The sequence below is a fragment of the Mucilaginibacter sp. P2_A4 genome (assembly GCF_056405015.1).
This window is the reverse complement of record NZ_JBFUCX010000020.1, coordinates 24516-38335: the sequence shown is the minus strand read 5'-3', so window position 1 is coordinate 38335 and position 13820 is coordinate 24516. Positions and strand designations below refer to the sequence as shown.

13 protein-coding genes are annotated in these 13820 nt (G+C 40.4%); 5 read left to right on the top strand and 8 right to left on the bottom strand.

Annotated features, from left to right (window positions below):
- Positions 1 to 229: 229 nt before the first annotated feature.
- The 6 genes from AC1DYB_RS27185 to AC1DYB_RS27160 form a co-directional block, all read right to left on the bottom strand.
- Entirely contained in the window at positions 230 to 616 is a 387-nt protein-coding gene (locus AC1DYB_RS27185; RefSeq protein WP_477439667.1) for a VOC family protein, read from the bottom strand.
- A 59-nt stretch (positions 617 to 675) separates the two neighbouring features.
- Entirely contained in the window at positions 676 to 897 is a 222-nt protein-coding gene (locus tag AC1DYB_RS27180; protein ID WP_477439665.1) for a hypothetical protein, read from the bottom strand.
- 33 nt (positions 898 to 930) lie between these two features.
- Positions 931 to 1320 (bottom strand): DoxX family protein, encoded by a 390-nt coding sequence (locus tag AC1DYB_RS27175; protein WP_295716980.1) that lies wholly within the window; start codon positions 1318 to 1320, stop codon positions 931 to 933.
- A gap of 17 nt (positions 1321 to 1337) precedes the next feature.
- Positions 1338 to 1736 (bottom strand): DoxX family protein, encoded by a 399-nt coding sequence (locus AC1DYB_RS27170; RefSeq protein WP_477439663.1) that lies wholly within the window; start codon positions 1734 to 1736, stop codon positions 1338 to 1340.
- 11 nt (positions 1737 to 1747) lie between these two features.
- Positions 1748 to 2179, bottom strand: a complete 432-nt coding sequence (locus tag AC1DYB_RS27165; RefSeq protein ID WP_477439661.1) for a VOC family protein — start codon at positions 2177 to 2179, stop codon at positions 1748 to 1750.
- A 113-nt stretch (positions 2180 to 2292) separates the two neighbouring features.
- Positions 2293 to 3024 (bottom strand): NUDIX hydrolase, encoded by a 732-nt coding sequence (locus AC1DYB_RS27160; RefSeq protein ID WP_477439659.1) that lies wholly within the window; start codon positions 3022 to 3024, stop codon positions 2293 to 2295.
- Positions 3025 to 3157: 133 nt separating this feature from the next.
- Here AC1DYB_RS27160 and AC1DYB_RS27155 point away from each other — a divergent pair, with 133 nt between their 5' ends.
- Positions 3158 to 4786 carry a carboxylesterase/lipase family protein gene (locus tag AC1DYB_RS27155; RefSeq protein WP_477439657.1) on the top strand — a complete coding sequence of 543 codons (1629 nt, stop codon included), beginning with the start codon at positions 3158 to 3160 and terminating at the stop codon, positions 4784 to 4786.
- A gap of 58 nt (positions 4787 to 4844) precedes the next feature.
- On the opposite strand, the gene AC1DYB_RS27150 is transcribed toward AC1DYB_RS27155, so the two are convergent.
- Positions 4845 to 5471, bottom strand: a complete 627-nt coding sequence (locus tag AC1DYB_RS27150) for a LysE family translocator (protein WP_477439655.1) — start codon at positions 5469 to 5471, stop codon at positions 4845 to 4847.
- Between the two features lie 75 nt (positions 5472 to 5546).
- On the opposite strand from AC1DYB_RS27150, the gene AC1DYB_RS27145 reads away from it, so the two are divergent.
- On the top strand, positions 5547 to 6245 hold the full coding sequence (locus tag AC1DYB_RS27145; RefSeq protein WP_477439653.1) for a uracil-DNA glycosylase family protein: 699 nt from the start codon (positions 5547 to 5549) through the stop codon (positions 6243 to 6245).
- Between the two features lie 5 nt (positions 6246 to 6250).
- On the opposite strand, the gene AC1DYB_RS27140 is transcribed toward AC1DYB_RS27145, so the two are convergent.
- Entirely contained in the window at positions 6251 to 6574 is a 324-nt protein-coding gene (locus tag AC1DYB_RS27140; protein ID WP_477439651.1) for a hypothetical protein, read from the bottom strand.
- Positions 6575 to 7039: 465 nt separating this feature from the next.
- Here AC1DYB_RS27140 and AC1DYB_RS27135 point away from each other — a divergent pair, with 465 nt between their 5' ends.
- From AC1DYB_RS27135 to AC1DYB_RS27125, 3 genes are all read left to right on the top strand, one after another.
- Positions 7040 to 9340: a family 20 glycosylhydrolase gene (locus AC1DYB_RS27135; RefSeq protein ID WP_477439649.1), complete on the top strand. Its 2301-nt coding sequence runs from the start codon at positions 7040 to 7042 to the stop codon at positions 9338 to 9340.
- Between the two features lie 9 nt (positions 9341 to 9349).
- A complete protein-coding gene (locus tag AC1DYB_RS27130; RefSeq protein ID WP_477439647.1) occupies positions 9350 to 11467 on the top strand; it encodes an alpha-L-fucosidase in 2118 nt (705 codons plus the stop codon).
- Positions 11468 to 11537: 70 nt separating this feature from the next.
- Positions 11538 to 13811 carry a GH92 family glycosyl hydrolase gene (locus tag AC1DYB_RS27125; RefSeq protein WP_477439645.1) on the top strand — a complete coding sequence of 758 codons (2274 nt, stop codon included), beginning with the start codon at positions 11538 to 11540 and terminating at the stop codon, positions 13809 to 13811.
- The last annotated feature ends 9 nt before the right edge of the window (positions 13812 to 13820 follow it).

Sequence of the window (13820 nt, the reverse complement as noted above, 5' to 3'; positions counted from 1 at the left end):
TTTCCTGATTGCTATTTAAAGGCATTTTGAAGTTAAGTTTTCGCCGCTGTTGTGTTTTCTACAGATGTACAGGTGGGAATATCAACGCCTTGCTGCATTGGGTGTGGCTTTTAAAAAATTGCCCACTAAAATTCAATGGGATATTGAGGCAATATTTGATGATAATAGTAAAAGTTCCTTAAGCTGGCTTAAGGAACTTTTACTATTTAATAAGAATCAAGATATTCAATTAATTTTTTTGTTCGATAACGGATAAAATATTACCTGCCGGATCTTTAAACCAGGCAATGGTAGGGCCGCCGGCCGTAAATATTCCTTTTTCATTGGTTTTAAAATGTTCCTCGTTATAAACAATGAATTTTACACCACGTGCTGTAAGTTCATCAACTGTTTTTTCCAGATCATTTACAGGGAAATTGAGTATGGTAAAAGTGGCAGGCACGTGGTTGGGCTTTGGATATATGATGATATAATTTCCACCGGTAAGTTGCAAACTTATTAAACCTTCCATTGCTTCGTCCTTTACTTCGAGTCCGAGGATTTGACCATAAAACTCTTTGGCTTTTGCAGTGTCGTTTACAGAAAATCCGCTAAATGCTTTACTGTCTTTTAACATAATAGTTCTCCTTTATTATAACAATTAGTCAAGTTGGTTTTTGTTTTGTATGATAGAGCTTAATCTACCAGTACCTCAGCGTGATACCCAAAATCTTTAAAAAAAAGGATTAATGCCTTCGATCTGATAGTGCCCTTTTTACACTGTACACGCAAAATATTATCGCAATCATCAAGATCAAAATTGGCATTATAGCCCGAGAATGTTTTATGAATATGATCTAATAAAATTTTAGCGTATTTGCGCTTGTTTACATTGGTTTTAAAAACTTCTACCGTCATAATAGTTTGTTTTTTATTCCGTGAGTAAGGTGCTTATTTTGAAACGAACAAGGGCGCGTATTTATCCCGCTGGGTATAGGCCAGGAATAAAACCCCAAGTAGCAACGGGATTACACTGGTAAGGCCCGAAGGTGCCAAAAATGCGTTGACTAACACAATATTTAGCATCACCGGGAACAGAACTACCAAAGCCAGCGCAACGTACCTGCCGAATAACAAAAACAATGCACAAACCAACTCTGTTATTTTTATAAGCATCATTAAGTAGCCCGAAGCCTCAAGTCCGTCGTTAAACACTTTCATGTTGCCGGTTACAGGTGGCATCTGGAATGCATGAAAATAGACCATTAAAAACCAGCTTACCGAAGCAAACAGGAACATTAAGGCAACAAGGGTACGTACAATAATTACTGCGATCTTCATGTTTTAAAGTTAAATTATTATTGATTTTTAGTTTTAGGATTTACTTCAATTTGGTTGAACTTTTTCCAGAAATAGTAGGTTGCAAATAAAAATACAACCATTACAATTGGGAGTATAAGATCGGCCGGGCCATCACCAACAAAAGCTCTGGATGCAATTGCTCCAAGGAAATTAAAAGCGAAACCGGCATATGCCCATTCTTTTATTGCTTTGAATTTATTTTGTAATATGGCAATTACACCCAATAGCTTGGCAACCCCAACAATAACCATGAAATAAACCGGGTAACCCAGGTGTTGCAATACGTCAACACCTGCCTGTTGTTTTGTAACGCCGCCGTAACCATCCCCGGCCATTGATAAAGCAAGTAAAACGGTTAATATCCAATAGGTGATCTTAATTGTTTTCGCGCTCATATTATCAATATTTACTGTGGGCGGTTAGGTGAATAGCTTACCATCCATGAAATACCAAATTTATCAGAAAACCATCCGAAAAGATCGCCCCATGAAGCCGGAGAAAGTGGAACCATTATATTGCCACCTGCAGATAAACCATTGAATAATGTGTTTGCTTCTTCTTCGCTTTCTGCAGTTAAAGATAGGTGAAAATTGTTGCCTTGTTTATAGCCCATGCCCATTTCGCCAACGCTATCTGTAGCCATTAGTATGTTGCCTTTACCAATTGGGAGCGCTATATGCATCAGTTTTTCTTTATCTTCTTCGGCTATATGCCCTGCCTCGGGAGAATCTTTAAAGCGCATTACGGTCAGAAATTCACCACCAAAAATTGATTTGTAAAAATTGAAAGCTTCCTCGGTATTGCCGGGGAAATTTAAATACGGATTAAGTGTTGCCATTTTTAAGGTTTTTAGTTTATAATTTTTGTGATTTACAGAAGTAAATTTACGGCGATTAAAGATAATTAAACAGGGCAGAATACGACAATTATGGGGTTAAATTATGACAGAAATTATTTTTCAGATATGAATCTATATAAATAAGGGGCTTTATGGGCTCCACCGGTCCATTTTTTTGCGGTTCGCTCTAATATCCCCAGGCTCAGTATTTTACGCTGGAAAGCTGCGCGGATAAGTTTCTTGTTTAAAATAGTTTCATACAGACTTTGCAAATCGCCCATGGTAAAGTCATCGGTTAATAAATTAAAGCCGATAAGTTTTTGATCGAGGTTTGCCTGTAAAGTTTCCAGCGCTTTTTTAATGATGAGATTATGATCCTGCATCAGCTCGGGTAAATTATCCAAACCAAACCAATCGCAGCTATCTGATATGCTATCGGGAGTGGGGATAGCCTTGGTAAAATCAACCAGGGCATAATAGCCAACAGATACAAAGCGTTTCAACAGCCAATGGTCATCCGGCGGTGTAACCCCTCTAACCGCCATGATAGCCTTTAGCGGAGCAGTATCGTGTCGGCTTTTATCRCCAAAAACATAAAACTGATCCAAAAAGATATTGGTTAAGCCTGTGCGGTCAAACAAAACCCGGCGGGCGGCTTCGTTTACATCCTCAGTATCGTGTACAAAACCACCCGGTAAGGCAAACAGACCTGTGTTTTTGTAGGTGAGCAGCAATACCTTTAGCTGATTATCATGAAAACCAAAAATAACAGCATCAATAGCCAAACCGGGTAAATAACCATGGCCGTGGGCATTAGCTTCCTGGTTTCTGAATTTGTTACTCATACATTATAAATAAAACTTACAGCAAATAACAAAAAAAATGTTACCCCCGGATAAAATTAATTACTATTGTAACAAAATGATACAATAAGATATCTTATCTTCGTATTAAACCAAAAAACTTAATTATACCCATATGATGAAACCATTTTTAGCAGTACTACTGCTGGTACAAATTGCCACTGTAGAGGTAATTGCACAAACAAACCAGGTAACCGTTGAGAATGGTACCCTGGAGGGAATAAAAGATACAGGCTCGCCTATCACTGTTTTTAAAGGAATTCCGTTTGCCCAACCACCCGTTGGCGATTTGCGCTGGAAAGAACCACAGCCTGCAAAAAACTGGGATGGTGTGCGCAAAGCCGATCATTTTGGAAACAACCCAATGCAACGTCCAATCTTTGGCGATATGGGGTTCCGTTCTTCGGGTATGAGCGAAGATTGCTTGTACCTTAACGTTTGGACGCCTGCTAAAACCATGAAAGAAAAATTACCGGTACTTGTTTATTTTTATGGGGGAGGCCTTGCTGCCGGTGATGGATCTGAACCTCGTTATGATGGTGAAAGTATGGCTAAAAAAGGTATCGTTGTGCTTACCGTGAATTACAGATTAGGTGTTTTTGGCTTTTTTTCGCACCCCGAATTAACCAAAGAGTCGCCTAATCATTCATCAGGCAACTATGGATATCTTGATCAAAACGCGGCCTTACTGTGGGTTCAAAAAAACGTAGCCAAATTTGGTGGCGACCCTAAACATGTAACTATAGCAGGTGAGTCGGCAGGTTCTATATCTGTATCGGTACAAATGGCATCGCCGTTATCAAAAGACCTGATTATGGGCGCAATCGGCGAAAGCGGCGCGGGTATAAAACCAACATTAAACTCCATACCACTGGCCGATGCCGAGAAAAATGGAGTAACGTTTGCTGCCCATGTAAAAGCCGGTTCATTGGCTGAATTAAGGGCAATATCCGCGGCAGATCTGCTCGACGCTGTTTTTAAACCAGGCTCAACGCCAATGACGCCTACAATTGATGGTTATTTATTGTCAAAATCATTACCTGCTATTTTTGAAGCAGGCGAACAAGCTAAAATACCTATCCTGGTTGGATGGAACTCGGCCGAAGTACCATACCAATTTTTAATGCGTGCTGACGCACCAACATTGGAGAATTACAAGAAGACACTTACAACTACATATGGTGATAAGGCTGATGAAGCAATGAAATTATATCCTGCCTCAACAGATGAGGAAGTTATTAAATCGGCCACAGCATTATCAAGTGATAGGTTTATAGTATACAGCACCTGGAAATGGGCCGATCTGCAAATTCAAACAGGCGGCAAACCGGTTTATCGTTATTGCTTTTCGCGCATCCGCCCGGCCATGACTGCGCAAATGGGTAATGCCACACCGGGCCTTGCCGGGGGAGTTGTGAAAGGGGATGCTACTAAACCTGCTCCAAAAGCACCGGCGCAAATTGGCGCTGCGCATGCATCAGAAATTGAATACGCCATGGGTAACCTGGCGAGTAACAAAGTGTACGCCTGGACACCTTATGACTACAAGGTATCAGAAACCATGGAAAACTACTTTGCCAACTTTATTAAAACCGGTAATCCAAACGGATCTGGTTTGCCTAAATGGGATGCCAATACTGGTAAAAGCCCGGTTAAGTTTATGGATATCAACGTAAAAAGTGAGCAGAAAACTGAAAATGACAGGGCCAGGTATTTGTTTCTTGATCAGGAGTACATGAAATAACAATTTTGTGCAGGGTGATTTAATGATCCCGGTTGCTGTGGGGGCGCCGGGATTTTTTTTATCTTTTTGTTAACGCGATTTTAACGCCCGTCAGCACAAAAACTACAGCAGAGAATTTATTAAGCCAAACGCCAAATAAAGGGCGCTGTTTTAACCGGATTGAAAGCGAACCAGCAAAAAAAGTGAGTATCATAAACCATACTAAACTCATCAAAGCATAGGTAGCCCCAAGCAATACAAAAGGTAATGCATCATGGATGTAGGCAGGCTGTATAAACTGCGGAAAGAAAGCCAGGAAGAAAATGGCCACTTTGGGGTTTAACGCATTGGTAAGCACGGCAGATAAATATGTTTTCCTTACAGGTTCTGGTACAGCAGGTATATCTTGTTTTACAACTTCATTCTTTGAAAATAATTTGGCAATCCCCAGGCAAACTAAATAAGCGGCACCTGCATATTTAACAAAACTAAATGCCATTGCCGATTGCGAAAGGATTAGCGACAATCCAAAAGCGGCTAGGGTGGTATGTACAAGTACACCTGTAGTGATACCCAATGTTGAGTAAATACCAGACTTTTTTCCCTGGGCAATAGCTTTATTGAGCACAAAAATAGTGTCGATGCCGGGAGATATTATAAAAAGTAAAGATGTTAGCAGAAAAGTAGTGAAGTTGATGATTCCCATAATGCAAAGGTAATTATATGGGAACTTAAAGAAAACTTCTGCTTTTTACTAATTTTTAATAGGTTAGCATTTGATATGAGCACATTTGCAGATAGGATAATCAATTTTAATAAACAGCTTGAATATACGGGCACTCTTCCACCCGGAATCAGTATCATGAATCCCTTTAGAGATAATGATTTTGCGTTTGATGTTTCGTCTCAGTTTTACAATAAGTATTATAACGATAACCATCCAAGGCATTTAATCCTTGGCATAAATCCCGGGAGGTTTGGTTCAGGAATGACGGGTGTTGCCTTTACGGATCCTAAACGGATGATCAATCAATGCCATATTCCATATAATGGTCCTATAACCCATGAGCCATCATCAGAGTATGTGTATAATGTGATCAACGCTTTTGGTGGTATTGCCGCATTTTATCAGCAATTTTATATCCATTCGGTTTGTCCGCTTGGTTTTACAATAACCGGTACTGCAGGCAAGGAAATAAATTATAATTACTATGATACGCCGGCGTTAACCAAAGCGGTGTATCCTTTCATCGTTGAAAATATCCAAAAACAGATAGACCTGGGTTTCGAAACTGATATTTGCTTTTGCTTCGGCACAGGAAAGAACGAGGCTTTTTTGCAAAAGCTAAATGAAGAAAAGAAATTCTTTAAGCAGATCATCGCCCTTGAACATCCCCGCTTTATAATGCAATACAAATCAAAAACAAAACAGGATTATATAGCCAAATACCTCGAACAATTTAATGCGGCTATAATTTAACCAATTTATTTCGAGCTGATATCGCGATGGTGGTCATCAAACTCTTTACCTGTAGCATGATACTCCCTGATGAGTTTGGCCAATTGCTTTAATTCAAAATCCGTTAGTTCTGTACCGCCGGAATAGTGATAACCGGGATCTGCATCATCTAAAAATATAGCGCCCAAATATCCCTTATCAAAAGTTTTCGAGCTGTCAATTTCTTTATATAGTTTATAGGTGCCCGCATTATTACCTTCAACCTTATTGATATCCGCCGGATCTATTGCAATGGTGATATGAGATCCGTCTTCTTTGTTTATACCGAATGTTACGCCACTTGTAATCATGATTAATATATTTAATTATTAAACACCGCAATGCCGCGAATGTTACGAATTGACGCTAAATAATATGAGCTACAGTGCCCGATTATATCCATTTGTTAACTACTTTTTACTGGTTTAGATTGATCGAATTTGTTTTAATTAGCGACAATCAAAAACAGTTAGAGTTGATTGTGAAAAAAAAGTTTGGGTAATTATTTAACTTCATGGCCGCGAGTTTGATTTTAACCAGATCAGAAGGATTTTCCAACCAGATTGAATTTTAACCATGCATTAATAGCCATACTTTGCATACAGTGATTTCGTAACATTTTATTAACTTTTACAATAAAATTAAAAAGTTTTGATATGTTTATAAAATAATTACTATCGATTGTCGCACCCGTAAAAAACATAGTCGTTTGCTTTATTTTGGTAGGCTGATCGATCAGATTTATTTCAGAACTTTATTAATAAAAAAAACCATCAATGATAGCTTTTGCTAAAAAACTTACTCCTTTTAAGCTGGTGATATTGTTAGTATGCGCCTCTTTTACATCAAATGCGCAGGATGCCACTAAGTTTCCGTTAATTCCTTATCCAAATCAACTGGTTATGGGGAGTGGCTCTTTTATAATAACATCAAAAACACCTATTGTAACAGCTAAAGAATTTGGCAGCGAAGCTTTAGAACTCAACAATATACTGCGAAGGGGTTTAGGTAAACCGTTATTGTTGAGTAAAGTTAATAAGCCTCATGCTATAAAATTGATTTATGATGCCAGCATTACTGCGCCAGAAGCATATACCTTAAATATAAGCCAAAGTGAAGTAGTAATCAGGGCGAAGGACGGCGCCGGAGTTTTCCATGCGGTTGAAACTATACGGCAATTACTGCCGGTTTCTGTTGAAACAGGTATGGTACGTAAGCAATTATCTTTACAGGTAGCAGCTATACAAGATCAACCAGCCTACGAATGGCGGGGCATGCATTTAGATGTTTCCCGTCACTTCTTCTCGGTAAGCTACCTCAAAAAGTTTATTGACAGGATGGCGCTTTATAAAATGAACAAGCTGCATCTGCATTTAACTGACGACCAGGGCTGGCGCATCGAAATAAAAAAATATCCCAAACTAACCGAAGAAGGGGCATGGCGAACATTCAACAACCAGGATTCGTCATGTATGAAACGCTCTAAAGATAATCCGGATTTTATTATTGATAAAGAGCACATCATCCAGCGCGGTGGTAAAACCCTGTATGGTGGTTTCTATACCCAGCAGGAGATGAAAGGGATTGTGGCCTATGCAACTGCAAAGCACATTGATATCATCCCCGAAATTGATATGCCCGGGCACATGATGGCGGCAATTAACTCATACCCGTTTTTAACCTGCAACGGCGAAAATAAATGGGGTACGCTTTTTACCAAACCTATTTGCCCATGTAATGAAACTACATTTGAATTTGCCCAAAACGTATTCAGCGAGATTATGGACATCTTTCCATCCAAATATATCCACATAGGTGGTGATGAAGTTGACCGTACAGACTGGGGCAAATCTGATGCCTGTAAAGCCCTGATGGAGCGCGAGGGTATCAAAGATCTGCCCGCGCTACAAAGCTATTTCATTAACAGGATGGAGAAATTTTTTAACTCAAAAGGCCGTAAACTAATAGGATGGGATGAGATAATTGAAGGTGGTATCAGTCCAACGGCAATTGTAATGTATTGGCGTACCTGGGTACCTCAAGCTCCGGTAAAAGCGGTTAAAAATGGAAATACAGTGATCATGACACCTGGCGAACCTTTATACTTTGATAACCAGGCCGATCAGTACTCTATTTATAAGGTTTATCATTTTAATCCTATCCCACAGGTTTTAAATGCCGAAGAAGCGAAGTCGATAATAGGAGCGCAGGCAAATATCTGGACAGAACAAATCCCGTCAGAGCGCCGCGCCGACTATATGTATATGCCAAGGATGACCGCACTGGCAGAATTGCTGTGGACGAATAAACAAGACAAATATGATTCTTATTTAGAGCGCCTGGTACAGCAATATAGCAGGATGGACGCCTTGAAGATCAATTATCGTTTACCTGATCTGCCTAACCTTTTAAACGAATACGCATTTACGGATGAAGGTAAATTAAGCATCACCTCACCATTAAAAAGTCTGACACTCCATTACACCACCGATGGTACTTTGCCCGATGTTAAATCGCCGGTTTTGCCGTATCCATTAATTATCAAAAAATCGGAGTTGGTAAAAGTTGCAGCCTTTACACCTACCGGTACCCGCGGGGATGTTTATAGCCTTAACTACACCCAACAACATATGCTTGGTGCGGTAAAAATAGCTCCACCCAAAGCGGGATTGGCTTGCACTTACTATAAAGCCTATTTTAAAGAAACGGCCTTAATGAAGGATGCGAAAGCTGATAGTGTTTTTGTTACCGATAAAATTGAAGTACCGGCTACAGTAAAGGCGCCCTCATTTGGCATTACTTATAAGGGATACATTGATGTACCGGCTGATGGCATTTATAGTTTTTATTTAACCTGCGATGATGGTGGTGTATTAAACATAGGCCCCAATGTGGTTGTAAATAACGATGGTAACCACTCTGCCCAGGAACGCAGCGGGCAAATTGCTTTAAAGATGGGAGCGCACCCCTTCAAACTTGATTTTATTGAAGGTGGAGGTGGTTTTACCTTGAAATTAAAATACAGTGTTAATGGTTCTGCTCCGCAGGATGTACCGGCCGATTGGTTTAAAAATTAAATACCTATTATGAAGAAGTTTACAGGCATCGCTTTATTGTTACTTATTATCCACCTAAAAGGTTTTAGCCAAACTGCGCCCAAACCTTATGGCGTTTTGCCTACAAAGGGGCAGTTAAACTGGCAGCAGCTGGAAATGTATTGCATTATTCACTATGGTGTTGATGTTTATACCAATAAGGAGTGGGGTTATGGAGATGAAGATCCAAAACTTATTAACCCTTCGCAATTTAGCGCGTTGCAGATAGTAGCGGCTGCCAAGGCTGGTGGTTTTAAAGGTGTGGTGGTTGTAGCCAAGCACCACGATGGTTTTTGCATTTGGCCAACAAAAACAACTGAGCATAATATTTCAAAAAGCCCATACAAAAACGGTAAGGGCGATATGATGAAAGAATACCGTGAGGCTTGCGATAAATTAGGCATGCAGTTAGGTGTTTATTGCTCTCCATGGGACAGAAACAACTCTAACTATGGTACGGCCGAATATATAAAGATCTATCGCGAGCAACTTAAAGAACTGTATACCAATTATGGCCCGCTTTTTATTTCATGGCATGATGGTGCTAATGGCGGCGATGGCTATTACGGTGGCAAACGGGAAGTAAGAAAGATTGATCGCTCTACTTATTACGGTTGGGATACAACCTGGGCAATTACCCGTAAACTACAGCCCAATGCGGTTATATTTGGCGATGTTGGCCCCGATGTACGTTGGGTTGGTAACGAGGAAGGTCATGCCGGCGAAACCTGTTGGGCAACATATACCCCGCATGCCCCCGAAGAAGGTAAGAAACCGGGCAATGGCTTTGTTAAAGATTACGAAGGAACAGAAGGAACCCGTAATGGCGATTACTGGATGCCTGCAGAGTGCGATGTATCATTAAGGCCAGGCTGGTTTTACCACAAAACCCAGGATGATGGCGTAAAATCGCCATATACCTTGCTTGATCTTTATTATAAAAGTGTAGGTCGTGGGGCGGCGCTTGATTTGGGTTTGTCTCCTGATCCGCGGGGAATAGTAAACGAGATTGACGTTAAATCACTTACCGAATTTGGTAAACTATTGAAACAAACATTTGCCGTTAACCTGGCAAAAGGGGCACCAATTACCGCCAGCAATGTGCGTGGTGGTAACAAAGTTAAATATGGTCCGCAGTTTTTGGTTGATAATGATCGTTATAGTTATTGGGCTACTGATGATAAGGTAACAACAGCCAATGTGGTTATTGATATGCACACGCCTAAAACCTTTAATGTGATTAGGCTGCGCGAAAATATTAAATTGGGCCAACGTATTGAGGCTTTGGAGGTGGACGCTTATATAAATGGCAAATGGCAGCAAATAGGCGCCGCAACAAGTATTGGTGGAAACAGGCTGATCCGCTTAACGCAGAATATAACTTCAAATAAAATCAGGGTAAGAGTGATCAAATCCCCGGTATCCATTGCATTAAGTGATTTTGGCTTATATAAGGAGCCGGTGCACCTGACAGGTCCAAAGATTGTTCGGAATACAAAAGGTGAGGTAAGTATTACCACCGAAGCACCTGTAAGTGCAATTCGTTATACTTTAAACGGGCAGGACCCAACACAAAGTTCGCCATTATATACAAAACCATTTACGGTAATTGATGATGGAGTGGTTAAGGCAAGGAGTTTTGAAGGCAAATCACAAAAAAGTGATGTAACATTTATATCGTTGGGCTATGCCAAAGCTGATTGGAAAGTTTTGGATGCTGCAGCTGCCAATGATAATGGTAACCGGCCCGAAAATGCTATAGATGAACATCCCGGCACATTGTATAGCACATTGCAAAAGGATGCTGCCACTTATCCACAACAAATAACGGTTGATATGGGTAAAGCTTATGATATTAAAGCCTTTGGCTATTTACCAAGGCAGGATAAACAAGCCGACGGAATTGTTGATAGCTATGTGTTTTACATCAGTAACGATGGCAAGGAGTGGATTAAAGCAGCATCAGGCGAGTTCTCCAATATCAAGTCGAATCCAATTGAGCAACCTGTGGTTTTAAGTAAACCCGTTAACGCAAGATATTTTAAATTTGAGGCTACAAGAGTAATTGCAGGTAATGGTATTACTGTGGCCGAATTAAGCGTTTATTAATAAACTATTATGTGCTGTGATTTAGGTTTGAAAAATATTAAAAATCACAGTACTATCATCTATAATTAAAATGAAAAAACAGATCTGTTTAGCCGGAATGCTGGCACTTTTAGCTTTAAATTCATTTAGCCAATCGCATAAAAAGACCATGGCTACAAAAAATGCCAGTCTTACAAAATATGTTGATCCTTACATAGGTACAGGTTTTCACGGGCATGTTTTTGTTGGCGCAAATGTGCCTTTTGGCGCGGTACAGTTGGGCCCAACCAATTTATCCGAAGGTTGGGACTGGTGCTCTGGCTATCATATATCAGATTCTACCATCATCGGATTTCAGCATACCCACCTTAGTGGCACCGGCATTGGTGACCTGGGCGATATTTCCTTTATGCCAACAATCGGCCCTATAAGAACTTATAAAGGCGGGCTTAAAAGCATGCAAAGCGGGTATGTATCGCTATTTAGCCACAAGGATGAGGTAGTTAAACCAGGGTATTATAAAGTGAAACTTAAGCGGTATGATATTGGTGTTGAACTTACAGCCAGCACAAGAGTGGGGATGCACAAATACACATTCCCGGCATCAAAAGACGCGCATATTGTTATTGACCTGCAGGAAGGTATAGGTTGGGATAAGGCAAAAGAAACCTATATCAAACAGTTGGATAAAAACACCGTTGTTGGTTACCGTTTTTCAAAAGGCTGGGCAAATGATCAGCGTATTTACTTTGCCGCTGTTTTCTCGAAACCAATAAAAACCTTTGCCGTTTATGATAGCACCGCCAGGGCGGGTACAGAGGTAAAAGGAGCAAAGGTAAAAGGCGTTATCAGTTTTGCCACCACAAAAGGCGAAGTAGTTTACGCCAAAGTTGGTATCTCTCCCGTAAGTTCAGAAAACGCGATGCTGAATATCAAAACGGAAATACCGGGATGGGATTTTAATAAAGTTGTAGCCCAGGCAGATGAGGCATGGAACAACCAACTTAAAAAGATCACTATAAAAGCGGATTCACTTTCACAGTTAAAAAAATTCTATACGGCCTTTTATCATTCTATGGTAGCGCCATCTGTTTTTAATGATGTGAATGGCGAGTATTGGGGAACAGATAAAAAAGTCCACAAAAATGTAGGGTTTAACAACGTGACTACTTTTTCACTTTGGGATACCTACCGGTCAAATAACCCGCTATCAACCATCATCCACCCGGAGCATACCAACGATATGATCAACTCTATGCTGGCTATTTACCAGCAGCAGGGTAGTTTACCTGTTTGGCATTTAATGGCCAACGAAACTAATTGTATGGTTGGATACAGTGCTGTACCGGTTGTTGCCGATGCTTTACTGAAAGGCTATAAAGGTTTTGATGCAAATTTGGCTTATGAAGCTATGAAGACTACGGCGATGCAGGATGCACGCGGTATTAAGTTTGTTAAGAAATTAGGTTACATCCCGGCTGATAGTACTGCCGAGTCTGTTTCGATGGGATTGGAGTATGCTATTGATGATTGGTGCCTTGCACAGGTGGCAAAAAAATTAGGCAAAACCGCCGATTATGAGTACTTCAGCAAACGCGGTCAGTACTATAAAAATTATTATGATCCTAAAGCTGGCTTTATGCGTGGCCGTTTATCAGAAACGGCATGGCGTACGCCTTATAGCCCCTTCATTTCTATCCATGAAACCGGAGACTTTACCGAAGGCAATGGCTGGGAATATACTTTTTTGGTGCCCCAGGATGTGGAGGGAATGATTAATATGTTAGGTGGCGAAGCTAAGTTTAATATCAAGCTCGATTCGTTGTTTATAGCTCAGGGCGATATGGGTAAATTTAAATCACCTGATGTGTCTGGTTTAATAGGTCAATATGCGCACGGTAATGAGCCAGGCCATCCCATGACGTATTATTATGCCTACTCTGGTCAGCCATGGAAAACAGCCGAAAAGGTGCGTTATATACTGGATGATTTTTATACCGATAAAACTGATGGTATTATAGGCAATGAAGATGTTGGGCAGATGTCGGCCTGGTATGTTTTATCGGCCCTTGGTTTTTACCCGGTTAACCCCGCAAACGGACTATATGTTTTCGGAAGCCCTGTTATCAATGAGGCAACACTTAAATTAAAGGGCAATAAAACGTTCCATATTGTAATCAAAAACAATGGTCCTAAAAACATATACATCAACGCCATGAAGTTAAATGGTAAAAACTATACCAAAACTTATTTCGCGCATACAGATTTAATGAAGGGCGGGGAACTGGAGATCACTATGGGCGATAAACCAGGTACTGTTTGGGGCGTTGGTGACGCCAATAAAGCGGTATCTGTGTTGAAATAAAAACTGCCA

Bases quoted from the DNA above. Each gene is read 5' to 3' on its own strand.
- AC1DYB_RS27125 (WP_477439645.1), top strand. From the start codon at position 11,538: ATGAAAAAACAGATCTGTTTAGCCGGAATGCTGGCACTTTTAGCTTTA.
- AC1DYB_RS27140 (WP_477439651.1), bottom strand. From the start codon at position 6,574: ATGATTACAAGTGGCGTAACATTCGGTATAAACAAAGAAGACGGATCT.
- AC1DYB_RS27185 (WP_477439667.1), bottom strand. From the start codon at position 616: ATGTTAAAAGACAGTAAAGCATTTAGCGGATTTTCTGTAAACGACACT.
- AC1DYB_RS27150 (WP_477439655.1), bottom strand. From the start codon at position 5,471: ATGGGAATCATCAACTTCACTACTTTTCTGCTAACATCTTTACTTTTT.
- AC1DYB_RS27175 (WP_295716980.1), bottom strand. From the start codon at position 1,320: ATGAAGATCGCAGTAATTATTGTACGTACCCTTGTTGCCTTAATGTTC.
- AC1DYB_RS27135 (WP_477439649.1), top strand. From the start codon at position 7,040: ATGATAGCTTTTGCTAAAAAACTTACTCCTTTTAAGCTGGTGATATTG.
- AC1DYB_RS27165 (WP_477439661.1), bottom strand. From the start codon at position 2,179: ATGGCAACACTTAATCCGTATTTAAATTTCCCCGGCAATACCGAGGAA.
- AC1DYB_RS27155 (WP_477439657.1), top strand. From the start codon at position 3,158: ATGATGAAACCATTTTTAGCAGTACTACTGCTGGTACAAATTGCCACT.
- AC1DYB_RS27180 (WP_477439665.1), bottom strand. From the start codon at position 897: ATGACGGTAGAAGTTTTTAAAACCAATGTAAACAAGCGCAAATACGCT.
- AC1DYB_RS27170 (WP_477439663.1), bottom strand. From the start codon at position 1,736: ATGAGCGCGAAAACAATTAAGATCACCTATTGGATATTAACCGTTTTA.
- AC1DYB_RS27130 (WP_477439647.1), top strand. From the start codon at position 9,350: ATGAAGAAGTTTACAGGCATCGCTTTATTGTTACTTATTATCCACCTA.
- AC1DYB_RS27145 (WP_477439653.1), top strand. From the start codon at position 5,547: ATGAGCACATTTGCAGATAGGATAATCAATTTTAATAAACAGCTTGAA.